A 25,339-nucleotide genomic window follows, 5' to 3' on the forward strand; every position below is an offset into this window, starting at 1 on the left:
ACCTCAACGTTGGTTCTGCGGCGGGATCTGTGCGGCGAGTCGCGCTTCCTGCTCGCGCAGCTCCGGCGTCAGCGCATCCCCGAAGTCATCGGCCTCGAACACCGGCCGCAACTCGATCTCGGTGCCGCCATCGAACGGTGCGCGCTTGATCCATTCGATCGCTTCGTCGAGGTTGCGTACCTGCCAGAGCCAGAAGCCCGCGACCAGCTCCTTCGTCTCACCGAAGGGCCCATCGATGACGCTGCGCTGCCTGCCCTCGAAGCGCACCCGCGCGCCCCGCGAGGACGGATGCAGGCCTTCACCCGCCAGCATGATGCCGGCCTTCACCAGCGCTTCGTTGAATTTGCCCATCTCGGCCAGCAGTTCGGTGCCGGGCATTTCACCGGCTTCGGACGCGGGGCTGGCCTTCACGATGACCATGACTTTCATTGAGATCTCCTGTCACGCGGTCGGGACCTTCCGCCGCTTTCAGGGAGACGACGAATGGGCATGGCGCGGATCGACACGATCTTGCGCGACCGACGACGGCGGGTCGGGACGCCGCCTACTGGAGGCGCAGCTTCAGGTCGCGACGGCCCTGCGCCTCGTTGCCGCTGTAGTCGCGCGCGGTGATGCGCAGCAGGTAGTCGCCCGGCGGCAGTTCGCCTGCGTGCCACGCGCCTTCGCCCCAGGCGCCATCGCGCACGGTATTGGTCACGCTGTACTTGAACCGTGTCACGGCGCTGCCATGCACGGTGATGCCGCTGCCCGGCGCGTAGGCGACCTGCACCGCGTCATCGGACGGCAGGCGCTGGAAGTCGAGCGTCATGCGCGGCGCCTCGAAGCCGACCACCGGCGTGCCGTCGTCATGCAGCACCTGGTAACCCAACGCATACAGGCCCAGGCGGCGCCGCGGCAGGTTGCGATCCACCTGGTCCCAGGCGTCCACGACGATGCGCACGCCCTGCAGTTCGCGCGGCACCACCACACGGCCGTCCTGATGCTGGTCGATGGGTTGGTCGAGCGTGTCGAACAGTGCGACGTCGTCGATGCGCGGCGGGTACGCATCGGTGAAACCGGTGAACCCGAGCGCGATGGCATTGCGTTCGTAGCCCGACGGCCCGATCGAGAGATGCACGTGCGCCATGCGGTTGATCGTTCCCAGCGCGTCGCCGGCAGCGAAACGGGTGCCGCGGCGTACGCGGATGCGGCCGGGATCGCCGCTGAGATCCCGCAGCAGTTGGAAGCGAGCCGGATCGAGCAGGTCGCCGCGCGGCGTGCGCCCCACCTTCATGTGGATGTAGTCCAGCGGGCCCACGCCAAGCCCTTCGCCCAGGCCATCGAAGCCCCACGCCGCGGACGGACTGCTGACCTTGCCGTCGGCGATGGCCAACACGGTGGCGCCCACGTCGCCACGGATGTCGAGGCCACCGTGCAGATGGTGGCGGCTCTCGCCTTCGTAGTCGCCCCGGACTTCGCCCAGCGTGCCCACCACTTCGTGCCACGCGTCCTGCGGCTGCAGTGGCCAGCGGCCCGCCGTCTCCGGCAGTGGATCGTCCGCCGAAGGCCCCACGGTCGCCGGCATCGGCACTGCACCCGTCGCGAGTGGCGTGATGCGATGCACGCGATGGCTTCCCGCGTCGGTGAAGTGCACGTCGCCGGAAGCATCGACGGCCAGGCCGGCCGTGCGCGACAGGCGCTGGTCCGATACATGCCCCGCCAGCGCATGCCAGCGACCGTCGCGCATCACCTGCATGACGCGCCCGCTGTACATCTCGCCGACGTACAACTGGCCATCGTGCGTCAACGCGAGGCTCAGGGGCCGACGCGGGCCGGCCAGCGCCGGCAGGTCCTGCTGCATCGGCAGCGTACTGACGCCACCCTGCGGCCCGATCCGGCGGATGGCATTGTTGCGGAGATCGGCCACCCAGGCCACGCCGGTCGCATCGACCGCGATGCCGGTCGGCGTGTCGAACCGCGCCTCCGCTCCCGAACCGTCGAGGAATCCGGGATGTTCTCCGCCCGCCAGCGTGGTGACGTTGCCTTCGCGCGAGATCAAGCGGATGCGGTCGTTGTAGGTGTCGGCCACATAGATGCGACCGCTGCCGTCCACCGCCACGCCGATGGGGCCATTGAACTGTGCCTGCTGCGCAGGTCCGTCGCGGTAGCCGGCTTCACCCGTGCCCGCGACCGTGGTCACCACGCCCTGTGGCGTGACCTTGCGGATGGCATGGTTGCCGGTGTCGGCCACGTAGAGATTGCCTGCATCGTCGCGCGCCAACGCCGACGGCGTGTGGAAGGCGGCAGCCGGACCGGTGCCATCGGCGAACCCCTCGCGCCCGCCCGCCAGTGTGGTGACGGTGCCGTCGGCGGCAATGCGGCGGATGCGGTTGTTGTCGCCCGCATCGGCGACATAACGCGTGCCGTCCTCCATCACCACGATGCCCCAGGGGTCGTCGAAGCGGGCCTGCAGCCCCGCGCCATCCCGCAGGCCGCGCACGCCATCGCCTGCCGCCAGCGACAGCTGGCCGGGCCAGCCGAACGGGGTGGCTGGCGGGCCGGAATCGGGCACCGGGACCGGGAAGCGGGGGGTGAACAGGAAGGTGGCGGCGAGGGCAGCGGTGGTGAGCACTACCACTACCCATAGCCAGGCAGTACGACTCATTGCATCAGGAGGCGGGAGAAGGACGCCGCATGATGGAGATTCGACGCACGCTTTGGAAGCGCGCCGCCGAAGCCTACAGCCCCGTCGCCGTCACCTGGCAAGGCACGATGAAGGTCACCAGCCCTCCGGCAGGCAGCACAGGTACGGCCACGCCACCACTTACCAGGTTGGGAAGCGCCGCAGCGCCCGGACACGCCGCGCCGCCACTGGCGCTGCAGGTGATGGGATTGCCCGCGGCCGGGCAGCTCAGGCCACCGCCGGGCGTATCGCTTACCAGCGCACCATCCGCCGCACTGGGGCCTGCGTTCGACACGGTCACGGTGAAGTTCCGCAGCGCTCCGCTGAGGGAGGGGCCGGAAGCGGTGGATTTCACCACCGACAGGTCGGTCACGCGCGCGGTGTTGGTGATCGTGCAGACGATGGCCTGGCCCGCATGCGCGCTGGTCAGGGTCAGCGTGTTGCCGCTGAGACTGCCTCCGGTGCAGCTCCACGCACCCGGGGTGTAGGTGCGCGCGTTGCCCGCACCCAGGGTTTCGCCCAGGGTGATGACGTTGCCCGGCACCACCTGCACGGCGGCTCCGGTGTCGGTTTCCGATGCACTGTTGGCGGTGGACGACAGCGTGGCGTTGGTGGCGCCCCCGGTCGCCGATAGCGCGGCGGTATCGTTGATCGCCGCGTTGACCCACGTCTTCGCAAGGGCCAGCGTGGCCTGCGCACTGTTGGTCAGCGTGCAGGTGATGGTCTGGTTGGCGCGGTAGTTCGCGGCGGGAATGGTGATCTGCCGGGTCGCCGTGTCGACGGTGGCGCTCACGGCGGCACCGCTCTGGTCCGTACAGGCGCCGGACGTGAGCACATAGCCGGCGGGGACGCTGGACTCGGTCAGCGTGATCGCGGCCGCGTGGTTGGTGACCGGATAGGTCGCCGACGCCACCGGCGAATTCTGCGCCGTGGTGGTCAGGTTGGACGTCTGCGACAACGCATTGCTGGCGGTGATGCCGAAGGTGCCGGTGCCGCCCGCGGACTGCTTGCGCACGATCACGCGGGAACCCTCAAGGCTCCAGCGCAGTTCCAGCTGATCGCCTCCGGTCGGTCCCTGCAGTCCCACGTTGAACGTCAGGCTGGTGATGCCCGTGCCATTGAAACGGATCGAACCACAGGCCGTGCCACGCGCGATGGAGGCCGTGTTGCCCGCGCGGCATTCCGCATCGGCTTCGCCCGAGAACCCATCACCGGTCTCGCGCACGAAGGTGCTGCCGTTCACCAGGAACTGCGGATTGCCGCTGAGCCGCGTCAGCGAGACGGTCCCGCCCTGCGAGACCGAACTGTTCAACGTCCATCGCGAGCTGTTGGGATCGGAGCCGATCGCGCCGCCCAGGCGGTCGATGTGCAGCACCGGGTTGTCCACCGGCTTGCTGAAGGTGATGGTGTAGTTGCGGCTGCTGACTTCGTGCAGCAACGTCAGCGAAGCCCCCCCATTCACCGTACCGCCATAGGGGTCGGTCCAGCGGCCGCCGTTCGTCCCGTTGAAGGTGCCGTTGGCATATGGATCGTCCGAGGTGCCCGTCCACACGACACTGATGCCGTTGAGCGTGGTGGTGGCCGACGCCGATCCGTTGGTCGTCCAGGCGCCGGTAATCAGTGCCAGGGCCGAACCGGCCGCCAGGATGCCGGCGAACAGCAACCCGGCCTGCTCCGCGCGGCGGCGCCAGCGGCGGGCCCGGACAGCGGTGGAAGACGACAGACGCGCGAAAAAGGCGCCGCTCGGGCGCTGGCCATCAATAGCGTGGTACGACATCGACGAACGGATCCCCTGACACGATCTGTTGGAGAGGCGCTCCCCAGGCCTGTGGATTCAACGGCCTTACGCTTGCCCCGTTTGACGCGGTGACCCAAGACGCCTTCCAGGCTATGGAGGGGCCACTCACAAATGTGATCCGTATCTTAGCTTACATCTCACGCTTTTGAGCAATACGTCACGTTATCGCCCCCCCCAAGGGGGTCTGCGGAAGGAAAAACGTTCAGCCGACCGCACCCTTCCCCTCGTCAGATGAGGATGGCGCCCCCTGACATGGCGGGGCACCCGGCACGGGAAACAGGCTCGGCGCGACCGTGCGGACCCGTCCGTCACGATAGGCTGCAATGCTCGCTCCGACGCCTCGATCAACCCGCATCATCGCCAACCCCAGCGCGCCCCTTGGAGTCCAGCCGCCGCCTCAGCGCACAGGCAACGGGTCTTCCTTGTAGATGGCGACGTGCGGCACGCCGTCGGCGCCGATCCAGCCGCGGTACATGCCTTCGGTGTTGAACGGGAACGCGATGCTGCCGTCGGCGCCGAGGGCGATCGCGCCGCCGTCGCCGCCGGCCTTGGGAATGTCGCCGTTGATCACCCCCCCGGCCGCGCGGGCGATGCCCTGCCCGGACAGGCGCACGCGCGCGCAGATCTCGTGCGCGGCCGCCGCACGGATGTAGTACTCCCCCCAGCCGGTACCGGAAACCGCGCAACGGTCGTCGGCCCAGGTGCCTGCACCGATGATGGGTGCGTCGCCCACGCGACCGTAGCGCTTGTTGGTCATGCCGCCGGTGGACGTGCCCGCAGCCAGTTGTCCCTTCGCATCCAGTGCCAGGGCGCCGACCGTGCCGAAGTAGGCCTTGCCCGGCAACGCCAGCGGCGTATTGCTCGCCTGCGCCTGCGCTTCTTCCTGCAGTGCCTTCTGCAACTGCTGCCAGCGCTTTTCGGTGCGGAAGTACGACGGGTCGACGAGCGCGATGCCCTGCTCCTTCGCGAAAGCTTCCGCGCCGCCGCCGACCATCATCACGTGGCGCGATTTTTCCATCACCGCGCGCGCCAGCGTGATCGGATTCTTGACCCGGTGCACACCGGCGACCGCGCCCGCCTTGCCGGTGGCGCCGTCCATGATCGAGGAATCGAGTTCGTTCCTGCCGTCGTGGGTGAACACCGCGCCGCGGCCCGCATTGAACTGCGGCGCGTCTTCCAGCACGGCGATGGCGGCGGTCACGGCGTCCAGCGCTGGCTTGCCGCTCTCCAGTTGCGCATGGCCGGCACGCAGCGCGGCTTCCAGCGCGGTGCGTGCGGCGTCTTCCTCGGCCGGCGTCATCCCGGCACGCTCGACGCCCGCACCGCCGTGGATCACCAGTACCGGCGACGCCACCGCCACCAGCACGCCGTCGCGCACGGCGTACTGGCGTTCGGCGGCGGGCTTCTCGACGCGGCCGCTGGGCAGATGCAGCACGGAGCCGACACCGGCGATCACGGTCTCGACGCGATCGAGGTTCATCGCCTCGTCTTCGACCTGCTTCTGCGCGAAGCCACCCTTCACCACCGTCGCGCCGGCACCGGGCGCGGTCGCATAGACGCGCGCGCTGCCATCGCCTTCCACGGCAACCGCGGCGTCTTCATCCACGCCCAGGCCGACAAGCGGACGCTGCGCCATCGCTTCGGCCTTGGCGACGAACGCAATCAGGCGGCCGAGGCGGTTGCGTTCGCTGAAGTGCGTGTCGGTGATGACGCCCTTCAGCAACGCCAGGTGCAGGAAATCCGTCTCGATGGTGTTGTCCGGACCGAGCGGATCGGCCAGCGCGCGCGGGCTGATCTGGCTGCCGCCATCCATCGCGCCATAGAGATATTCGCCCTGCATCGCGAGCCCGGCGCTGGTGCCGCCGAGCGGCTTGCCCGCGCGCACGTGCGCGTCCAGCGCATCGCCCACCGGGGTGCCACGCCAGTAGCGCACGTAGCGCGACTGGTCGCCGCCCGCCAGGAAGATGCCATCGGCGCGCTTCAGGCTGCGCAGCATGGCGGGATCCGTCGCCGCGTCCCGGTCGCTGAAGACGAACGTTTCCACCGACGCGATGCCGCCCACTTCGTTGAAGAATTCCTCGCCGATCTCGCCGGCCTGCGATGCCCGCAGCACCACGATGTGGCCGTTGCCCGCCTTCCGCATGAACCAGCGCAGCGCGTCGAAGTTGCGGTCGCCGCCGCCCATCAGCAGCAGGCCCGGCTGCACCTTCCCGGGGGTCTTCGCGCCGGTGTCGCCCAGTACGTAATGCGCCGGCTTGCCCGCCAGCGCAGGCAACGACAAGGCCAGCGCCAGCATGCACACCACGCCACGTCGCATCGCACCAAAGACAGACACCATGCCGCCACTCCCACGTCGAAGGTGGCGGCAGGATGCCACGCACCGATGCCAAGGAGAGACGAACCGGCGCGCACTTCCCCCCATCCGGGCGGACCGCGCGTACGGCATGTGCGATCGGCTAGAGTGCGGTCATGCCCACCGAACTGGACGACTGGTTCATCCGCGAGGTGCTCGTCCACGAACGGGCGCTGGTGCTGTTCCTGCAGCGTGCCTGGCCCCATCGCGACGAATGGCACGACCTGCGGCAGGAGGCCTACGCGCGGGTCTACGAGGCGGCGGCACGCACGCGGCCGGACGCGCCGAAGGCCTTCCTGTTCGCCACCGCCCGCCACCTGATGACCGACCGCCTGCGCCGCAGCCGGGTGGTGTCGATCGAGTCGGTGGGTGATTTCGAGTCCTCGAACGTCTACCTGATCGATGAGGTGTCGCCGGAGCGGTGGACCGGGACCCGACAGGCGCTCAAGCGCATGGTCGAGGCCCTGGACCGGCTTCCCGACCGTTGCCGCGAAGTGGTGTGGCTGCGGCGGGTGGAGGAACTGCCGCAGAAGGACGTCGCCCGGCAACTGGGCATCAGCGAGAAGACAGTGGAAAAACATCTGGCCAAGGGGATGCGCCTGCTCGCCGACCACCTGTACGGCGGCGACGCCGTGCATGGACCGGCCGCACGAACGGCTGCCCGGCCCGTCATGGACGAGGACGACGGACATGACCGACAGCAGACGGATTGAAGAAGCTGCGGCCGACTGGCTGGTCCGTCGCGATGGCGATGACTGGAGCGCGCAGGACCAGCATGCGCTGGATGCCTGGCTGGCCGCGTCCGCGCAGCACAAGGTGGCGTGGCTGAGGCTAGAATCGGCGTGGCGTGAAGCCGGTCGCCTGCAGGCGTTGGCGGCGGGGCTGCCTGCGGGTTCGCCGCCGCCTCGCGCCTGGTCCGCTACACGCATGCCGGAAGGATCACCCGACCAGGTTCCCGACCTTCGGGGCGTCGCCTTCGCGCCACGCTACCGGGACGACCGGGCGCGGCGCGGCGGATGGCGGCATGGCATGGCGGCCGCGCTGGCGGTCGTGGCGCTGGGCTCGGCCGTCTGGGGCGGCTGGCAGATGACCGGTCGCGAACACGGCACCTACGCCAGTGCGGTTGGGCAGATACAGACCGTGACGCTGCCTGACGGCTCCACCGCCACGCTGAGCAGCGGCAGCCGGCTGGAGCTGCGCATCAGCCGCAGCGAGCGGCACCTCGCCCTGGTGCAGGGTGAAGCCTTCTTCGATGTGGCCCGCGATACGCGGCGCCCGTTCGTGGTGGAAACGGAAGGCCGCCGCGTGGCGGCCGTGGGCACGCGCTTTTCCGTGCGACGCGATGCCGATGCGGTGCGCGTGGTGGTGACCGAAGGCAAGGTGCGCCTGGAAAGCCGCGCCGGCGCCGACGGCCGTGCGCAGCCGGTTGCGCTGCTGCCGGCCGGCAGCGTGGCGACCGCCGGCCGCAATGGCGTGCTGGTGCGTTCGCTGCCGGTGGCCGATGCGGAGCGTTACCTGGAGTGGCGCGAGGGTTTCCTGACCTTCGACGACACCTCGCTGGCGGAGGCCGCGGCCGAGTTCAACCGCTTCAACACGCGCAAGCTGGAGCTGGGCGACGACGCCGTCGCCGGCCTGCGCGTGGGCGGCAACTTCCGCTGGTCCAATGCCGACGGCTTCGCGCATCTGCTGGAACAGGGATTCCCGGTGCGCGCCGAACGGCACCCGGACCGCATCGTGCTGCACACACGCTAGGGCCACGCACGCCACGACGAAGGTCATGGGGGGATTTGCGCGGCTCGTTCGTCCTGATAGCGAGAGGTGCCATTCCGAGCACCACGGGGAGAGTCGTCGATGCAGTACCCAGTGCGCGTCCTGCTGTTGAGCATGGCCTGTAGCGCGGCGCTCGCCGCGCAGGCCCAGGCGGCCCCAGGCCGCATCGATCTGCCTGCGGGCGAACTGACGGCAGCGCTCAACACGCTGGCCAAGCAATCCGGCACGCAACTTGTCTATCGCGCCGATCAGCTGAAGGGCCGGCGCACCAGCGGGGTGCAGGGCGCCACGTCGACCGACCAGGCGCTGGACCGCCTGCTGCAGGGCAGTGGTTTCCAGGCAAAACGCGATGCATCCGGCGCGGTGCTGATCGTGCAGGCCGACCCTACTCCGCGCCGCGCACCGCCACCGCGCCCGGCGCCGCAGGAAACACCTCCGGGCGGAGGCGCCGCACAGGTCGAGGAACCCGTGACCCAGCTGGAAACCCTGCAGGTCACCGGCTCGCGCATCCCCCGCGCGCAGATCGAGGGACCGGCACCGATCACCGTGGTGACCGCGGAGGACATCAAGGCAGGCGGTTTCACCAGCGTTCCCGATGTGCTGCAGTCGTTGACTCAGAACGGCGGCGAGACCCAGAGCCAGCAATCGGCCGGCGGTGCGGACTTTTCCCCCGGCGCACAGCAGGTCGACCTGCGTGGCCTGGGCCCGAACCACACCCTGGTGCTGGTCAACGGTCGTCGCATCGCAGACTTCCCGCTGCCTTTCGGAGGCCGCAGCAATTTCACCGACATCTCCAGCCTGCCGCTTGGCATGATCGAACGCATCGAGGTACTGACCGGCAGCGCGTCAGCGATCTACGGCTCGGACGCGATCTCCGGCGTGGTCAACTTCATCCTCAAGAAGGAAGCGGACGGCATCACCGTCGACTATCGCTACGGACAGACCGAACGCGGCGACGCGGAATCGATGCGCCTCAACATCTCCGGCGGATTCTCGCGCGGAAATTTCGATGCCGTTCTGGGCATGGAGTATCGCGACCAGAGTCCACTGTGGGGCTATCAGCGCGCGCAACAGGACTCCAGCTACGACGCGCCCAATCCGACCCGCTATGGCTATCCGCCGCGCAACTTCCTGATCACCGACTGGTGGGACGACTACATCGATCCGGGCGAGGAGACCTGCGACAGCCTGTCGAACCTCAACGAAGGCACGATGCACTACGCCAATCGCCGCAACTACGGCTACTACTGCGGCAGCGACCGTGCGGTGGCCTACCGCACCATGATCAGCAAGCGCGAAGGCGTGAACACCTACGCCACGTTCAACTACGAGTTCGGCAATGGCACGCGCTGGTTCGCCGACGTGCAGGCCGGCCGCCACGAACTGTCGCTGTTCCGCGCACCACGCAGCTGGGCGTTGATGACGGAAGACGGCACCGAGTGGGACTACTTCTACAACCAGAACACCGAGCAGCTCGAGTACTGGCAACGCCAGTTCACCGTCGAAGAGATGGGCGGCCTGCGCAATGGCATGGTCAACACCGTCCAGAAGACCTTCGGCGTCACCACCGGCTTTTCCGGCAGCTTCGGCAGCAACTGGGACTACGAAGCCGCACTGAGCCATTCGCAGTACCGGGCCGAAATCAGCTGGCCGCAGATCATCGCCGCGCGCGCCAACGACCTGTTCCTCGGACCGCAGCTCGGCTATGACGAAGACGGCTATCCGATCTACGACGCGCCCCACGAACGCATGTACACGCCGCTGACGCGTGCCGAGTACGACAGCATCTTCGCCCGTACCACCTACAAGCCCGAATCCGAAACGCAGTCGCTGTCGTTCACGCTGACGAACGCCTCGCTATTCTCGCTGCCCGGCGGCGATGCAGGATTCGCGGCCACCGCCGAACTCGGTCGCCAGTCCTACGACCTGAAACCCGACCCGCTGGCGACGCAGTACTACTACTACAGCTGGAAGGATTCGGACGGAAAGGGCAGCCGCAACCGCTGGGCGGTGGCAGGCGAACTTCGCATGCCGCTGCTCGACAGCCTGAACCTGAGCGTCGCCGGCCGCTTCGACCAGTACCGCTTCGCCGGCCGCGATCCGAACAAGTTCACCTGGAGCGCCGGCCTGGAGTGGCGTCCCGTCGACAGCCTGCTCGTGCGCGGCTCCTACGGCACCGCGTTCCGTGCGCCCGACCTGCACTACGTGTTCACGGGCCCGGGCAACGATGAAACCTCGGTCACCGATTTCTACCGCTGCGACACGGAAGAGCCGGATGCCGAGAGTTACGACGACTGCAGCTACGGCAGCGAAGGCATCATCCGCAGCCGCGTCGGCAACAAGGACCTGGAGCCGGAGACCAGCGATTCCTGGACCGCCGGCCTCGTCTGGTCACCCGCGCCGTGGCTGGACCTGTCGCTGGACTACTTCAACATCGACATGCGCAACCAGGTACAGGACCTTCGCGCGAACGAAGTCATGCGCTGGGAGCGGGATTGCCGGCTGGGCCTGAATGGCGCGGTCGCGACGTCCGATACCTGCATCGACATGCTGGCCCGCGTGACGCGCACGCAGACCGGCGCCATCTACGGCGTACACGTCAACCCGATCAACATCGCGCAGGAGAAGACCAGCGGCATCGACGCCACGGCCAATCTCAAGCTGGACACCGGCATAGGCCTGTTCCGTCTGACCGGCAGCTACACCTGGGTGGAGAAGCACGACATCCAGGAGTATCCGGATGAAGCGGTCGTGGACATGTTCGCCATCAACAGCGGCTACGACATCCCGCGAACCAAGGCCAGCCTGCGCCTGTCGTGGGAGAAGAACGCATGGAGCGCCGCCATCCAGGGCCGTCGCTTGGGAAGCCTGCCCAACGGCTGGTCCTACGATGAGGTGTGGGAGGAAGGCGATCCGGGCCCGAAGATCGGCGCAACCTACCGTTACAACGCGAATGTGCAGTTCCGCTTCACCGACCACTCGCAGATCTCGTTGTCCGTGGTCAACCTGTTCGACAAGGCGCCGCCGGTCGATCCGACCTACACCTCGTATCCTTACTACGACATCTCGTGGTTCGACACCGAGGGCCGCAGCTTCTACCTGCAGTACACCCACAAGTTCGGTGGCAGCGCGCTTTAAGCTCCTCCAGTACGGCAACAACAGGAAGCCCGCCTTCCGGCGGGCTTCCTGTTTTCAGGTACGGGTCGGTCACACCGTCCCGCGATTCTTGCCCTGCCACGGCCGGTACCAGTCGCGGATCGCGGCCATGTCGATGTCCATGTTGCCGGTGGGGTAGTACACGTCGCCGATGCCGATGGTCTTTTCCGGGTAGTGGAAGTACGCCATCAGGATCGGCACCTGCGCCTGGTGGGCGATCTTCAGGAAGCCGCCCTTCCACTTGTCCACGCGCTTGCGCGTGCCTTCCGGCGTCAGAGCGAACCACATCTTCTCGGATTGCCGCAGCATGCGCACGGCCTGCTCCACAGTGCCCTGCGGTGAGCTGCGATCCAACGGGACCACGCCCAGCTTGCGTAGCAGGGGCGACAGCGGCCACCAGAACAGTTGCGCCTTGCCGAGCACACGCACCTGGAAGCCCATGGCGATCTTCGCCGCCATCCCCCAGATGCCGTCCCAGTTGGACGAATGCGGCGCCACGATCATCACCAGCCGCGGAATGTCCGGCAGCGTGCCGGTCACCTTCCAGCCGAAGGTGCGCAGGAACGTGCGGCCCAGCCAGCGGGTGAACCGGTTCGGCGGCACCTGCGGCATGTTGGGTGGAATGCGCGGAATGATGTCATCGCTCAAACAATTACTCCCATTGGTTCTTCTGCGAGCGGCCGCGCTTGATATGGCTGCGCTCGCGCTTGGCATCCAGCCGACGCGCCTTGGCGGCACGCGAAGGCTTGGTGGCCACGCGTTTCTTCGGCACCACCAGCGCAGCGGCAATGATGGCGGCCAGCCGCTCACGCGCATCCTGGCGGTTGCGATCCTGGGTGCGGAAGCGCTGCGCATCGATGACCAGCACGCCCTCGTCCGTCAGCCGGCGGTCGCGCTTGGCCAGCAGGCGCTCACGCAGCGCCTCGGGCAGCGACGGCGAGCCGGCCACGTCGAAGCGCAGCTCCACGGCAGTGGACACCTTGTTCACGTTCTGGCCGCCCGCGCCACTCGCGCGCACGAAGCGCTCGACCAGTTCGTCGTCCGGAATCGCCAGCGTCGGCGTGATCTCGAGTGCGGTGCTCCCCATGTGCGGATTGTAGTCAGGATGCGTGTCCGTTCGCAGTGCAAGCGCGTGGATTGGCCGACGATTAACACCAGATTTACTCCTGCGCAGGCACCCTACGACCCCGTTCCCGCCGTCCACGCCGCATGTCCTACTTCCCGTCGATCACGGCCCGTGCCCTGCTGCGCCTCCTGCTCACCCTCGCCCTGGCGGCATCCGCGCCGGCCTTCGCGGCCGAACCCACCGATGCCGACGTCGACCGCCTGCTCAAGGCGTCGCGCGCCGAAAGCCTGCTGGCCGGGATGATCCCCCAGATGGAAGCGGTGCAGCAGCAGGAGTTCGACAAGCATTTCGCCGGCAAGGAAATGACCGGGGAACAGAAGGCCGAAGTCACCCGGATCCAGGCCAAGACGCAGGAAATCATCCGCAGGACGCTGTCGTGGGAAGAGATGCGGCCGGTATACCTGGACGTCTACAAGAAGACCTACACGCGCGAAGACGTGCGTGCGATCACCAAATTCTACGAAAGCGCCGCCGGCCAGCGCATGCTCGACAAGAACCCGGCCCTGATGCAGAACATCATGTCGGCCGTGCAGCAGAAGATGGTGCCGATGCTGGAAGAGCTGCAGGCCGAGATCAAGAACATCCCGGTCACCCCGCCGCCTCCGGTCTCTCCGCCGCAGAAGCGCCGCCGCACGCGCTGACCGCACGGGAAACGCGAATGTAGGAGCGGGCCATGCCCGCGATGCTTTTGCGCGATCCGATCGAAGAGCATCGCGGGCATGGCCCGCTCCTACAAAGGCCCACGTCCGCTTCAAAGCACCAGTTGGGCGCGCGGCGGCAACCGCCAGTCGATGGGTGCCTGCCCGCGTTGCGCGAGGTACTGATTGGTCGCCGAGAAATGCCCGCACCCCAGGAAGCCGCGATGCGCCGACAACGGCGAAGGGTGTGGCGCGCGCAGGACGCGATGGCGGCGCGTGTCGATCACCTTGCCCTTGGCCTGCGCATAGCTGCCCCACAGCAGGAACACCAGACCTTCGCGCTCGCGCGCCAGCGTCTCGATGGCGTGGTCGGTGAAGCCTTCCCAGCCTTTGCCCTGGTGGGCGCCGGCCCGGCCTTCTTCCACCGTCAGCACGGCATTGAGCAGCAGCACGCCCTGGCGTGCCCACGGCAGCAGGCAGCCGTGATCGGGCGGCGGAATACCGAGGTCGGTGTTGATTTCCTTGTAGATGTTCACCAGCGACGGCGGCACCGGCACGCCCGGCAGCACCGAGAAGCACAGGCCATGCGCCTGGCCGGGCCCGTGGTACGGGTCCTGCCCGAGGATCACCACCTTCACCGCATCGAACGGCGTGGCATCGAACGCGGCGAAGATCTGCGGCCCCGGCGGATAGATACGCGCGCCGGCCGCCTTGCGCTGGCGCAGGAAGGCCGACAGATCGCGCATGTCCGGCCGCTGCAGCCAGTCGCCGGTGTGCGCCTTCCACGAAGGCTCCAGCTTGATGCGGTCGTCGTCGGTCATGCGTGTCGCGTGCGGCTCAGACCAGGCTGCGCGATTCGTCCATGCGCGCCAGGCGAAGCTGGAACAACACCTTGGTCACCAGCAGACGTTCGGCGATGGGTTTCAGTACCAGATCGTTGGCGCCGGCCTGCAACAATTCGGCCTGGTTGTCGCGGTTGCTGTCACCGGTCATCACCAGGATCGGCAACCGCCGCTTGCCGTAGGCGAAGTCCACGCGGATGCGCTGCACGATGTCGCGCCCGCTCAACTCGCCCTTCAGGATCACGTCGGTGAGCACCAGGTCGAACTTGTGCGTCGACAGGCCCAGGGATTCCGCCGTGAGCAGCGCGAATGCGTCTTCCGCCTTCAGCACGTGCACCACGTTGAGCGACTGGCGCTCCAGCATGCGCCGCGTGGTCTCGGCGACGACGCGGCTGTCCTCGATGTACAGGATGGTCGCGCCCACGATCGGTTCGGGCTGCACGTAGCCACGGATGAAGGTGGCCAGCGCCTCATGCCCGAGCGACTTGTCGAAGTAATCGGTGACGAATTCGGTGAAGCGACGCTCTTCCAGATGTTGCTGGGCATCGCCTGAGACCACGATCACCGGCACGTAGGCCTGCCCTGCCGCCTCGCGGACACTGCGCGCGATCTCCAGTCCGTCGCCATCAGGCAAGGCGAGCGCCGTGGTCACCAGATGCACCTCGCCGCCCGCCAGAGCGTTACGGGCCTCGGCGACGCTGGAGCAGCCGATCACCTGCACCCCCGGCAGCTCGCGCTGCAGCACGTCGGCAATCAGCTTGCGGACCAGCTTGGACCCGTCCACCACCATCACGCGGGGCGCGTCGCTGATCAGGTGCCGGAGCTCTTGGGCCATGAAGGTGAGGAATCTCAGGTTTCAGTCGGTCGAGTCTGACGCAAGAAGTGGCCAGTCACCAGCCATGCCCCCACCCAGCCGATCACCGTAGCCGCCAGCACGACGGCCGTCGCACCGACCGGGTCCAGCCCGACCAGCACGAACGGACTGCCGTAACTCCGCGCCAGTGCCGCCAGCGGATCACGCAGTGCCAGCGCCGCCAGCGTCAGCAGGCCCAGCGCCAGCGCACCGGCGGCCAGGCCGTACCAGGCGCCCAGGTACACGAAAGGCCGGCGGATGAAGCCATCGCTGGCGCCCAGCAGTTGCAGCACGCCGATTTCCTCGCGCCGCGACTGGATGTCCAGGCGCACCGTATTGCCGACCACCAGCAGGGCGCCCAGGCCGAACAGCGCGGCGAGTACCCATACCAGCCGCTTGCCGAAACCCATCCAGCCGCTGAGCCGCTCACGCCAGGCCGCATCGTGCTGCAGCAGGTCGGTTTCCGGCAGCGCCTCCAGCGCGGCGATCAGTCGCGCCTCGTCGCCCTCGGGCACCACGACCAGCAGGCTAGGCAGGGGATTGCCGTCCAGCAGATCCAGCGAACCCGCCAGACCACTGCGTTCGCGGAATTCCGCCAGGCCCTGTTCGGGCGTGCGCAACTCGACGCGGGCGACATCGTCGCGCCCACGCAACGATTCGGCGAGCGCCTGCGCGCGCGCCACCGGCGTGTCCGGGGTCAGGAATAGGTCGATCTCGCGCGACTGCTGCACATCGCCGGCGAAGAGGCCCACGTTCAGCAACGCCAGCCACAGGCCCAGCGGCAGCACGAACGCCACCGCCATCACGCCGATCGTGAGCAACGTCGCCCACGGCCGCCGCACGGTGCGCCCCAGGCTGGAGACGAAACTGTAGAGATGCTGGTCCAGCCAGATGCCGAACCCGGAGCGCGCCTGCGCACGGCTGTTCTTCGCGTCGCTCATTCGGCCAGGTCCGCCGGCGAGATGTCGTCGACCAGCTTGCCGTGGTCGAGGATCAGCACCCGCTTCTTCATGCGCTTGAGCAGCGACAGGTCATGGCTGACCACCAGCACGCTGGTACCGCGCTCGGGCATGGACGCGAACAGCGACATGATCTCCGCCGCCAGCGTGGGATCGAGGTTGCCGGTCGGTTCGTCCGCCACCAGCAGGCGTGGCTCGGCGACGATGGCGCGCGCGATGCCGACGCGCTGCTGTTCGCCGGCGGACAGTTGGGTGGGCAACGCCTTCTCGCGATGGCCCAGCCCCAGTCGCGCCAGTACTTCCCGCACGCGTTTGCCGATGTCGCCACGGCGATCGCCGCGCAGGATCAGCGGCAACGAGACGTTCTCCATCACCGTGCGATCGGTGAGCAGCCGGTGGTCCTGGTAGACCGCGCCGACCTCGCGACGATGCAGCGGGATGCGGCCGCCACGCACCTTCAAAAGGTTCTTGCCGGCGAACAGGACAGCACCGCGACTGGGTCGCTCGCTCAGGTGGATCAGCTTCAGCAGCGTGCTCTTGCCGGCGCCGGAATGGCCGGTGACGAACAGCATCTCGCCTTCGGCCACCTCGAAGCTGACATCCTCCAGCGCCGCATGGCCGCCGGGGTATTGCTTGCTGACGTTTTCGAATCGGAGGACGCTCATGTGCGTCGATTATGCCGGACCGATCAAGACACTGGCGATGCCGGCGCGCAAAGAAAAAGCCGGGACAAGCCCGGCTTCTCCACGACGCGTGCGAGCGGACGGATCAGCCGCCGGACACCAGCGAGCGGATCTTGCGTCCGAGGCGCGTCAGGAAACCCGCATTCTCGTCGGCGGGCTTCGGTGCGGCTGCGGGCTTCGGTGCGGCCGGCGCGACGTTCGCCACGGCACCTTCGGCCCCCTCGAGCGGACGGCCATGGCGACGACGACGGCGCTTGCGCGGCTTGCGCTCGCCTTCCGGCAGCGCGGCGGCCTCGGGACGCGGCACTTCGGCAACGCGCGCCGCCGGTGCAGCCGCGGCGACAGCCTCACCTTCGGGGCGTGGCGCACGCGGTGCGCGCGGCGGACGCGGCTTGCCATCGGCCGAGCGCGGGCCGTCGCGGCGAGCACCGTCGCGACGACCGGCGCCACCGGATCCACCGGGCTTGCGGCCACCACCCCGGCGCTCTTCGTCCGCCGCCTTCTGTTCGCGGGCCTCGCGGAAGATCTGGCTGACGCTTTCTTCTTCGTCATCGCCCTCACCCGCTGCCGGCTTCGGACGCTCCGGACGCGGCAGCGCCGTCAGCAGCTCGGCGGTGACCGGCTCGGACGGGATCTTCTGCTCGATGTAGGCCTCGATGTCGGGCAGCGACATCGCATAGCGCTCGCAGGCGAAGCTGATCGCATCGCCCTCGGCGCCGAGGCGCGCGGTGCGGCCGATGCGGTGCACGTAGTCCTCGGCGTCGAACGGCAGATCGTAGTTGAACACGTGCGACACGCCATCGATATGCAGGCCACGCGCGGCCACGTCGGTGGCCACCAGCAGTTCCAGCTGGCCGGCCTGGAACTTCTTCAGCAACGATTCGCGCTTCTTCTGCGGCACGTCGCCGGACAGCACGCCAACGCGGTAGCCGGCCCGTTCCAGCGCTCGGGCAACACGCTCGACGAACGCCTTGGTGTTGACGAACACCATGGTGCGCGCGCCTTCACTGCGCGACAGCAGGCCGATCAGCAGCGGGATCTTTTCTTCATCGGCCGGGTAGTAGAGCTTCTGCCGTACCTTGGCCGCGGTGATGAACTCGGTCTCGACGACGAGCTTCTCGGGCTCGTTCATGTGCTCGTAGGCGAGCTCCAGCACGCGGTGCGACAGCGTGGCCGAGAACAGCAGCGTCTGCCGCGTCGTGCGCTCGGGCATGCGCCGAAGCAGGAAGCGGATGTCCTTGATGAAGCCCAGGTCGAACATGCGGTCGGCTTCGTCCAGCACGCACATCTCGCAGGCGTGCAGGCTGACCACCTTGTGCTGCTTGACGTAGTCGATCAGGCGGCCCGGGGTGGCGATGATGACGTCCACGCCCTGCTGCAGCAGTTCGCGCTGCTTGTCGTAGTCCACGCCACCGTAGACCAGCGCGAAGCGCAGCCCGAGGTCGGCGCCGAACTTCACGGCATCCTTGTGGATCTGGATGGCCAGCTCACGCGTGGGCGCCAGGATCAGCGCGCGCGGATCCTCGGGCTTGCGATCGGCCAGCGCCGGGCGGATCAGCAGGCGGTTCATCACCGCCACCAGGAACGCCAGCGTCTTGCCGGTGCCGGTCTGCGCCTGGCCGGCCACGTCGCGGCCCGCGAGGGCAACCGGAAGCGTCATCGCCTGGATGGGCGTGCAGCGGGAGAAACCTGCGGCTTCCAGCCCGGCCAGAAGCGCCGGATGCAGGTCGAACGAAGAGAAAGTTATATCGGTTAACGGTTTGTCGCTCATGCCTTCTTCTTTGCGTCGCTGTGTTCCGCGCGCGTCTCTTATGAATGCGGTGGGTGTGCTTGCATCGGCCGTACCGGCGTCGCACACTGCGCCCCCTGTGCCGGGTTGCGCGACCACCTGGGTAACCTTGAAAAGGTCGCGGAACGCCCCAGTTTACCCCAATAGTGGTGGCCGTCCCGGCCCGAACCCGTCCGCGCCCGGCCGCGGACCCCGCAGGAGATCCCCGTGAGCGACAAAGTGACCCACGTCGGCGATGCCGATTTCGATGCTGCCGTGCTGCAGTCAGGCGAACCCGTACTGGTGGATTTCTGGGCCGAATGGTGCGGCCCGTGCAAGATGATCTCGCCCGTGCTCGACGAATTGGCCGAGACCTACGGCGGCAAGCTGAAGGTCGCCAAGGTGAACGTGGACGAGAACCGCGCCACCGCCATCAAGTACCACGTGCGCTCCATCCCGATGCTGCTGCTGTTCAAGGACGGCCAGATCCAGGCCACCCAGATCGGCGCTGTCGGCAAGGGCCAGCTGACCCAGATGATCGACAAGGCCCTGGGCACCCAGGCAGCCTGACGCCGCCCCGCCCCCGCCAAGCGGGCGCGCAAAGGCTGAATCCGCTTGAACCCACCGCCCCTGCGCAGCTTGCCGCCATCCCGGGCCGGTGGTAGTGTCGAACCCGAAATCCGGCGCAGGGGATGCGCCGCACCCATCTGAATACCCACTCTTCACCTCACCCGCCGCCGCAACGCCGGCGCTCGCCACCTAGCGAGGATTCGCAACTTGTCCGACAGCAGCAACGAAACCGGCGCTCCCGCCGAGAAGCGCGTGCGCAAAGCCCGCACTCCGAAAACCCCGACCGCCGACACCGCCGCAGCGCCCACCGAGCGCGCGTCCGATCCGGCCCCGCAGCTTCCGCTGCCGCCCGTCGCGACCGAACGCGCACCTGCGCCCGCAGCGTCTGGCGCACCCGCCGCACCCGCACCGTCCCAGGACGGCGGCGGTGACGGCCCCGCGCCCCAGGCGCAGGGCGGCGGCCAGCACGAGGGGGGCGACCAGCGCGACGGCAACCGCTTCAACAACAACCGCCGCGACCGCTTCCGCAACCGCCGCGAGCGCAACCGCGAGCGCCAGGGCAACGACGGCATGCCGCAGGACGGCAACGGCGGCGGCCAGGACACGTTCGTGCCGCGCGCCATGCCGAACGTGCCGGAGGGCTTTCCGCAGTATTCGCTGGGCGACCTCAAGCGCATGCCTGCACCGAAGCTGCTGGACATCGCCGAGCAGCTGAACATTCAGGAAGGCGTCGCCCGCGCCCGCAAGCAGGACGTGATCTTCGCGCTGCTGAAGGTGCTGACCCGCCACGGTGAAGGCGTCGCCGCCGACGGCGTGCTGGAAATCCTGCCGGACGGCTTCGGCTTCCTGCGTGCCGCCGAGGCCAGCTATCTGGCCGGCCCGGACGATGTCTACATCAGTCCCAGCCAGATCCGCCGCTTCAACCTGCGCACCGGCGACCATCTGGCCGGCCGCATCCGCTGGCCGAAGGACGGCGAACGCTACTTCGCACTGTCGACCATCGACACGATCAACGGCGAACCGCTGGAAGCGTCGAAGAACAAGGTGCTGTTCGAGAACCTGACCCCGCTGTTCCCGCGCCGCCGCTTCACGCTGGAGCGTGGCAATGGTTCGTCGGAAGACATCGCCGGCCGCATCCTCGACCTGATGGCACCGCAGGGCAAGGGCCAGCGCGCGCTGATCGTGTCGCCGCCCAAGGCGGGCAAGACGATCATGATGCAGCAGATCGCCACCGCCATCACGACCAACCACCCCGACGTGCACCTGATCGTGCTGCTGGTGGACGAGCGTCCGGAAGAAGTCACCGAAATGCAGCGCACCGTGCGCGGTGAAGTGGTCAGCTCGACCTTCGACGAACCCGCCGCGCGCCACGTGCAGGTCGCTGAGATGGTGATCGAGCGCGCCAAGCGCCTGGTCGAGCACAAGAAGGACGTGGTGATCATGCTGGACTCGATCACCCGCCTGGCCCGCGCCTACAACAACGTCGTGCCGAGCTCCGGCAAGGTACTGACCGGCGGCGTGGACGCCAATGCCCTGCACCGTCCAAAGCGTTTCTTCGGCGCCGCGCGTAATGTCGAAGAAGGCGGTTCGCTGACCATCATCGCCACCGCGCTGGTCGAGACCGGCAGCAAGATGGACGAAGTGATCTACGAAGAGTTCAAGGGCACCGGCAACAGCGAAGTGCACCTGAACCGCCGCATCACCGAGAAGCGCGTCTACCCGGCCATCGACATCAACCGCTCGGGCACGCGCCGCGAGGACCTGCTGATCGAACCGGAACTGCTGCAGAAGATCTGGATCCTGCGCAAGCTGCTGCACCCCATGGACGAGATCGCGGCGATGGAGTTCCTGTTGGACAAGATGAAGAACACCAAGTCCAACGACGAGTTCTTCAGCTCGATGAAGCGCTGACCTGCTCCGGCAGCGGACAAGAAAAAGCCCCGCGATGCGGGGCTTTTTCGTTGGCTTCCTTCGCGCGCGTATCGGCCGTGAAGAGCAGTCACGCCGTCCTAGGCGCCATCCAGCGGGGTCAGCAACCGGGGGCTGTTCTTGTTGCGGGCAAGGTGCACGCCACCCTCGGCGAGCGCACCAGGGGCGAACCCGGGCTGATCTTCATCCGGTGCCCAGATCGGACGTGATCGCGGGCCGGGTACGTAAACCTCCCACTTGCCCTGGCGCTGCTGGCCGCTGAAGGTGAAGTCCACTGGCACACGCACCACCCAGTACGGTTGCGTTGCCTCCTCGCCTGCGGTCGGCGGGGTGAACGTCCATGTCCGGGCCGCCGCCATCGCGGCGGTGGCGAAACGTTCGCGATACTGGTTCATCTGCGCCTCGTTGGCGATGATGCGCAGATTGACCTGCTCGGTCGCCACTTCGCCGACGCTGCCGTCGCGCTCGACCTTGACCAGCAGGTAGGCCGTTCCCTGTGCACCACCCCGGGCCGGACCGGCCGGGTAGCTGGGCGGCTTGAGCTTGAGCGCAACAACGCGCTCGGCCTCGGGAGTTGCGGTGTAGTCGCCGAAATCCGCGCCACGGATGGACACCTGCATCTGGCCATCGCCTATCGACTTGCCCACCACCAGCGCACTCATCTTGGTCAGCGCACGGCGTGGCTTGCCATCCACCAGCACCGGTTCGAAGCGCCATGTCGCGACATGATTGCCGACGAGCGCCGCGACGCCCTTCGGCAACGCTTCCGGCGCATCCAGCTCCACGCGTTCAACGCTGCCATCGGTGGCGATGGTGATCGATCCGGTCACCCGCAGGCTGGCCTCCACCTGCTTGCGTACGGCCGCCGCCCCCTGGGCCAAGGCTGGCTGTGCCAGCATCAGGGCGGCAACCAGGATCGCAGCGCGCCACATGACTCCTTGCTTCATCGTCCTCTCCCTCATCCGTGGAAATGCTGCCCGGTCCGGGCCCTTCCGCCGAATATTATCGCCACGAGCCAACGCGTGCACGGTCGAGGTCAGGAATCGGCTTCGAGGTTCGCGATGCGCAAGACGAGGGACGGGAAGCGCCATGACGACCGCCTCCTCCCGTGAGACGTCGACCCGGCAGGCAAGTGCAAGTGCCAACGCGCGGCCAAGCAAAGGCGGTTGCGCTCATCGGCACTGGAAATCGTCAGCTCCCACCGGACCACAACCGTCGCCCCATCGACCCGTCTGCCGCCAGTAATCGACCACGCCCGCTTTCACGAGCAGGGCCTTGAAGTCCGGGTGCGCGCGTGTGCCGGAGTACGGCACGTTCCAGAAAGCGACGTAGGCGTGTTGCGCCATGGTGCCGTCCTCGAATCCGGGCTGGGCTTCCAGTTCCCTGCGTAACGACCTCACCGCCAAGTCCGCATCCCCCAGTGCGTCTGCCACGCTGGTGCGTGTGTATGCGACCTCCACTCCACCAGCGTAAGCATCGTCCGCCAGCGCACGGCGCACGAGCACGAGCATCGCTTCCCGGTCGTCCAGCACTTCGCCCAGATCGCGCAAGAATGGCGTATCCAGACCGTCGTACCGCAGCAGACGGCGATGCAGGGCTTGCAGCTCAGGCGTCCCTCCAGGCCGCCGCCCCGCGAGTTGACGGAAAAAAGCCACGTAATCCGGCTCGCGCTGGCTGCCCTCCAGCCGAAGACCGCGCTGGTATTCGGCCTCCGCGTCCGGATAGCGACGCGCGGCGGTGTAGTCGTACTGCAGGTCGCGCGACAGGAACAGGGCCCTGGGTTCGGTGGCACGCACCTGCTCTACCAGCGCGATGGTGTCCTCCAGATGGCCCATCGCATAGAGCATGTAGGCGTAGTCCCACGTGCGCTCCTTGGTCAACGGTCCGGCATCGGTGATCTGCCTGGCCAGCGCGATGGCCTCGGCCCGGCTGCCTTCGCGCCACAGCGCATTGGACCGGTCGCGCCTGGCCACCCAGCTCTCAGGCGCGATGCGGGCGATATGGTTCCGAATCTGCAACGCCTCTGCACGCAACCGATCGGCCTGCACGTCGTCGAGTTCCTCTGCCATGGCATTCAGCGAGACCGCGAGCGCATCCCAGCACAGCACGCATTGCGCATCCAGCGCCACCATCTCGCGCGCGAGCTGCAGGCGCAGGCGATCGTGTTCGACGTCGAACTGCTCGCGCATCACGATGCTGCGCCAGCGCAGGAATCGTTCGTAAGCGTCGACCTGCGTGGTGCCGCCCTGCTCACGGTTGAACCTGGCCACATCCAGCTTCACGCTGAGCGCTCGTGCCACATCGCGCGCAACCTCGTCCTGTACGGCGAATACGTCGCGCAGTTCGCGCGCGTAGGTCTTCGACCACAGGTGGGAGCCATCATCGGCACGGATCAGCTGCGCGGTGACACGCAGGTGGCTCCCCTCGCGGCGCACGCTGCCTTCGAGCAGGTAGGCCACGCCAAGGGCTCGGCCGATGGCGCGCAGATCCTCGCTCCTCCCCTTGAACGCGCCGCTCGACGTGCGCCCGACGACCCGCAGCGGAGGTGCCTGCGCCAACTGGTTGCGGATCTCTTCGGCCAGGCCGTCGGCAAGGTAGCCCTGGTCGCGCGCTTGTGAGAGGTCGGCGAAAGGGAGCACCGCGAGCGAAGGCCGGGCTTGGGTTGCGATGGGTTCACCAGGCGCTTCGAGAGAGACGTTCCGCTGCACCCAGATGACGCCACCCAACGTCAGCAGCAGCACGCACGCCGACACGATGACCCGGGATTGCCGCCAACGCGGAGCACCCTCCGGTTCCGCGGACACGGCCGCGATGCCGGCCGCGGCGGGCAGGTCGAAGCGATAGCCGATGCCGTACACGGTGTGCAGCAGGCGCGGGTGCTGTGCGTCCTCGTCCAGCGCCTGGCGCAGCAGGCTCATGATCCGGTTCAGCACACTCTGGGTGACGTGGCGATGGCCCCAGACCGCATCCAGCAGCTCGTCCCGGGTGAACACCCGGCCGGGCGAACCTGCCAGCAGCGCGAGCACGGCGAAGGCCTTGGGTTCCAGCGGCTGCTCGTCGCCCGCACGCATCAGCCGCCGACCGACGAAGTCGATGACCACGTCGTCGAAGGCCAGGCGGCTCGGATCAGCTTGCGGCATGCGGTCCCCCGGCGGAGCCTGCCCCGCCCGATCCAGTATAGGTGCCGACGCGCTCGGGCCGGCCACCCGTTCCTGAGCTTTCCTCATCGCGCCCTGCGACTCCCCTAACGACATCCCCTCGCCATGACCGGACGCTGTCGGCGCCGGGGGCGACCCGGTACAGCCCAGGAAGGAAACGCCGTGAGTGAGCCAGGCACGCTGCACATGGACCGGACCGGGGCGCCGCCGGCCTCCGTCGCGGAACGAGGGCTCCGCGGCATCGCTCGCGTCTTCCGTTTCGTGACCCTGATCGGCCTGCTGGCCTTCGGCGCCTACATCGCGCTCCGGGCCACCGGGGCGACGTTCAAGAACTTCGCGCAGTGGCGCGCGCTGGTGGACGGCCTGCCGATGCCGACCGTGTCCGACTGGATCGCCAACATCGGCATCGGTGTCCACTTCGTCATGGGCACGGTGCTGGTGCTGGCGTGGCCGATCCTGTTGTCGGCGCGTATCCGCACCCGCCATCGCGCCGTGCATCGCTGGACGGGGCGGACCTATGTGACCGCCGGCATCCTGGCGGGCGCTGGCGGCATGTCATTCATCCTCACCCACGGCGCGTATACCCCGGCCGCCTCCATCGCGTTCGCCATCTGGGGCGCAGTGCTGATGCTGAGTGCGGTGATGGCGTACCTGCATGCGCGGGCTAAACGTTTCGACCTGCACCGCGCATGGGCGATCAGACTGTTCGCTATGGTGCTGGGCTCATGGGTGTTCGATCTCGAGATCCGCGCATGGAAGGACCTGACCGGCGGACTCGGCATGGGCGCAGGCAACACCAGCGGTCCGTTCGACTACGCGATCCTGTACCTGTTTTTCGTTCCCAACCTGCTGGTCGCGGAATGCTTCATCCGCAACCAGCACAAGTACATCGCTGCGCATCGCGTCCTGGGATGGCTTGCGGCTGCGGTGCTCGCCGCCGTGGTGCTGGTGTTTGCGTATGCGGTGACCGTGGTGACCGCGACATCTACCGGGAAGTACGGGAAGCACCTGCTGCAACTTCTGGGTGGTTGATTCCCGCCTCTCGAGGGCGGCTTCCCGCCGAGCGCGGGGCCG

General features: G+C 67.7%; 20 protein-coding genes and 1 pseudogene. 7 read left to right on the top strand and 14 right to left on the bottom strand.

Features of this window, described 5'->3' with window-relative positions; all coding sequences use genetic code 11:
- Window positions 1-3: 3 nt before the first annotated feature.
- The 5 genes and pseudogenes from OY559_RS18650 to OY559_RS19760 all read right to left on the bottom strand — a co-directional run.
- Complete coding sequence (locus OY559_RS18650) at window positions 4-429, bottom strand: YciI family protein (protein ID WP_277727787.1); 426 nt, start codon at window positions 427-429, stop codon at window positions 4-6.
- A gap of 115 nt (window positions 430-544) precedes the next feature.
- Entirely contained in the window at window positions 545-2,644 is a 2,100-nt protein-coding gene (locus OY559_RS18655; protein WP_277727788.1) for a gluconolaconase, read from the bottom strand.
- 73 nt (window positions 2,645-2,717) lie between these two features.
- Window positions 2,718-4,439 (bottom strand): prealbumin-like fold domain-containing protein, encoded by a 1,722-nt coding sequence (locus OY559_RS18660; protein ID WP_277727789.1) that lies wholly within the window; start codon window positions 4,437-4,439, stop codon window positions 2,718-2,720.
- A gap of 418 nt (window positions 4,440-4,857) precedes the next feature.
- The gene (locus OY559_RS18665; protein WP_277730062.1) at window positions 4,858-5,838 is read right to left on the bottom strand and encodes an isoaspartyl peptidase/L-asparaginase family protein; all 981 of its coding nucleotides are present in this window, start codon (window positions 5,836-5,838) and stop codon (window positions 4,858-4,860) included.
- Between the two features lie 249 nt (window positions 5,839-6,087).
- Window positions 6,088-6,906 (bottom strand): annotated as a pseudogene (locus tag OY559_RS19760) (cyanophycinase); the annotation flags it as partial.
- Window positions 6,907-6,929: 23 nt separating this feature from the next.
- On the opposite strand from OY559_RS19760, the gene OY559_RS18675 reads away from it, so the two are divergent.
- The 3 genes from OY559_RS18675 (at window position 6,930) to OY559_RS18685 (ending at window position 11,721) form a co-directional block, all read left to right on the top strand.
- Window positions 6,930-7,526, top strand: a complete 597-nt coding sequence (locus OY559_RS18675; RefSeq protein ID WP_277727790.1) for an RNA polymerase sigma factor — start codon at window positions 6,930-6,932, stop codon at window positions 7,524-7,526.
- Window positions 7,504-8,565: a FecR family protein gene (locus OY559_RS18680; RefSeq protein ID WP_277727791.1), complete on the top strand. Its 1,062-nt coding sequence runs from the start codon at window positions 7,504-7,506 to the stop codon at window positions 8,563-8,565. The genes OY559_RS18675 and OY559_RS18680 overlap by 23 nt, the downstream gene beginning before the upstream one ends.
- A gap of 99 nt (window positions 8,566-8,664) precedes the next feature.
- On the top strand, window positions 8,665-11,721 hold the full coding sequence (locus tag OY559_RS18685) for a TonB-dependent receptor (protein WP_277727792.1): 3,057 nt from the start codon (window positions 8,665-8,667) through the stop codon (window positions 11,719-11,721).
- Window positions 11,722-11,790: 69 nt separating this feature from the next.
- Here OY559_RS18685 and OY559_RS18690 read toward each other — a convergent pair whose 3' ends face one another.
- Together OY559_RS18690 and arfB are read right to left on the bottom strand one after the other, a co-directional pair.
- Entirely contained in the window at window positions 11,791-12,387 is a 597-nt protein-coding gene (locus OY559_RS18690) for a lysophospholipid acyltransferase family protein (protein WP_277727793.1), read from the bottom strand.
- Between the two features lie 4 nt (window positions 12,388-12,391).
- Window positions 12,392-12,826 (bottom strand): alternative ribosome rescue aminoacyl-tRNA hydrolase ArfB, encoded by a 435-nt coding sequence (gene arfB, locus OY559_RS18695; protein WP_277727794.1) that lies wholly within the window; start codon window positions 12,824-12,826, stop codon window positions 12,392-12,394.
- 122 nt (window positions 12,827-12,948) lie between these two features.
- Here arfB and OY559_RS18700 point away from each other — a divergent pair, with 122 nt between their 5' ends.
- On the top strand, window positions 12,949-13,506 hold the full coding sequence (locus OY559_RS18700; protein WP_277727795.1) for a DUF2059 domain-containing protein: 558 nt from the start codon (window positions 12,949-12,951) through the stop codon (window positions 13,504-13,506).
- A gap of 110 nt (window positions 13,507-13,616) precedes the next feature.
- Here the strand turns inward: OY559_RS18700 and ung are convergent, their stop codons facing one another.
- The 5 genes from ung to rhlB all read right to left on the bottom strand — a co-directional run bounded on the left by ung (window position 13,617) and on the right by rhlB (window position 18,611).
- Window positions 13,617-14,324, bottom strand: coding sequence for a uracil-DNA glycosylase (gene ung, locus OY559_RS18705; RefSeq protein ID WP_277727796.1), 708 nt, complete (start codon window positions 14,322-14,324; stop codon window positions 13,617-13,619).
- Between the two features lie 16 nt (window positions 14,325-14,340).
- Window positions 14,341-15,180, bottom strand: coding sequence for a response regulator (locus OY559_RS18710; RefSeq protein ID WP_192202873.1), 840 nt, complete (start codon window positions 15,178-15,180; stop codon window positions 14,341-14,343).
- A 14-nt stretch (window positions 15,181-15,194) separates the two neighbouring features.
- Entirely contained in the window at window positions 15,195-16,139 is a 945-nt protein-coding gene (gene ftsX, locus OY559_RS18715) for a permease-like cell division protein FtsX (RefSeq protein WP_277727797.1), read from the bottom strand.
- On the bottom strand, window positions 16,136-16,822 hold the full coding sequence (gene ftsE, locus OY559_RS18720; protein ID WP_142125980.1) for a cell division ATP-binding protein FtsE: 687 nt from the start codon (window positions 16,820-16,822) through the stop codon (window positions 16,136-16,138). Before ftsE ends, ftsX begins: the two co-directional genes overlap by 4 nt.
- A 103-nt stretch (window positions 16,823-16,925) precedes the next feature.
- Window positions 16,926-18,611 (bottom strand): ATP-dependent RNA helicase RhlB, encoded by a 1,686-nt coding sequence (gene rhlB, locus OY559_RS18725; RefSeq protein ID WP_277727798.1) that lies wholly within the window; start codon window positions 18,609-18,611, stop codon window positions 16,926-16,928.
- A gap of 225 nt (window positions 18,612-18,836) precedes the next feature.
- Here rhlB and trxA point away from each other — a divergent pair, with 225 nt between their 5' ends.
- Together trxA and rho are read left to right on the top strand one after the other, a co-directional pair.
- Window positions 18,837-19,178, top strand: a complete 342-nt coding sequence (gene trxA, locus OY559_RS18730) for a thioredoxin TrxA (protein WP_055939299.1) — start codon at window positions 18,837-18,839, stop codon at window positions 19,176-19,178.
- A 207-nt stretch (window positions 19,179-19,385) separates the two neighbouring features.
- Window positions 19,386-21,089: a transcription termination factor Rho gene (rho, locus tag OY559_RS18735; protein ID WP_277727799.1), complete on the top strand. Its 1,704-nt coding sequence runs from the start codon at window positions 19,386-19,388 to the stop codon at window positions 21,087-21,089.
- Between the two features lie 98 nt (window positions 21,090-21,187).
- Here rho and OY559_RS18740 read toward each other — a convergent pair whose 3' ends face one another.
- Both OY559_RS18740 and OY559_RS18745 read right to left on the bottom strand, forming a co-directional pair.
- Window positions 21,188-22,054 carry a protein tonB gene (locus OY559_RS18740; protein ID WP_277727800.1) on the bottom strand — a complete coding sequence of 289 codons (867 nt, stop codon included), beginning with the start codon at window positions 22,052-22,054 and terminating at the stop codon, window positions 21,188-21,190.
- A gap of 225 nt (window positions 22,055-22,279) precedes the next feature.
- Window positions 22,280-24,247, bottom strand: a complete 1,968-nt coding sequence (locus OY559_RS18745; protein ID WP_277727801.1) for a winged helix-turn-helix domain-containing protein — start codon at window positions 24,245-24,247, stop codon at window positions 22,280-22,282.
- Window positions 24,248-24,427: 180 nt separating this feature from the next.
- Here OY559_RS18745 and OY559_RS18750 point away from each other — a divergent pair, with 180 nt between their 5' ends.
- Window positions 24,428-25,297: a DUF2306 domain-containing protein gene (locus OY559_RS18750; RefSeq protein WP_277727802.1), complete on the top strand. Its 870-nt coding sequence runs from the start codon at window positions 24,428-24,430 to the stop codon at window positions 25,295-25,297.
- The last annotated feature ends 42 nt before the right edge of the window (window positions 25,298-25,339 follow it).

Source organism: Pseudoxanthomonas sp. SE1 (assembly GCF_029542205.1).
Lineage (GTDB): Bacteria > Pseudomonadota > Gammaproteobacteria > Xanthomonadales > Xanthomonadaceae > Pseudoxanthomonas_A.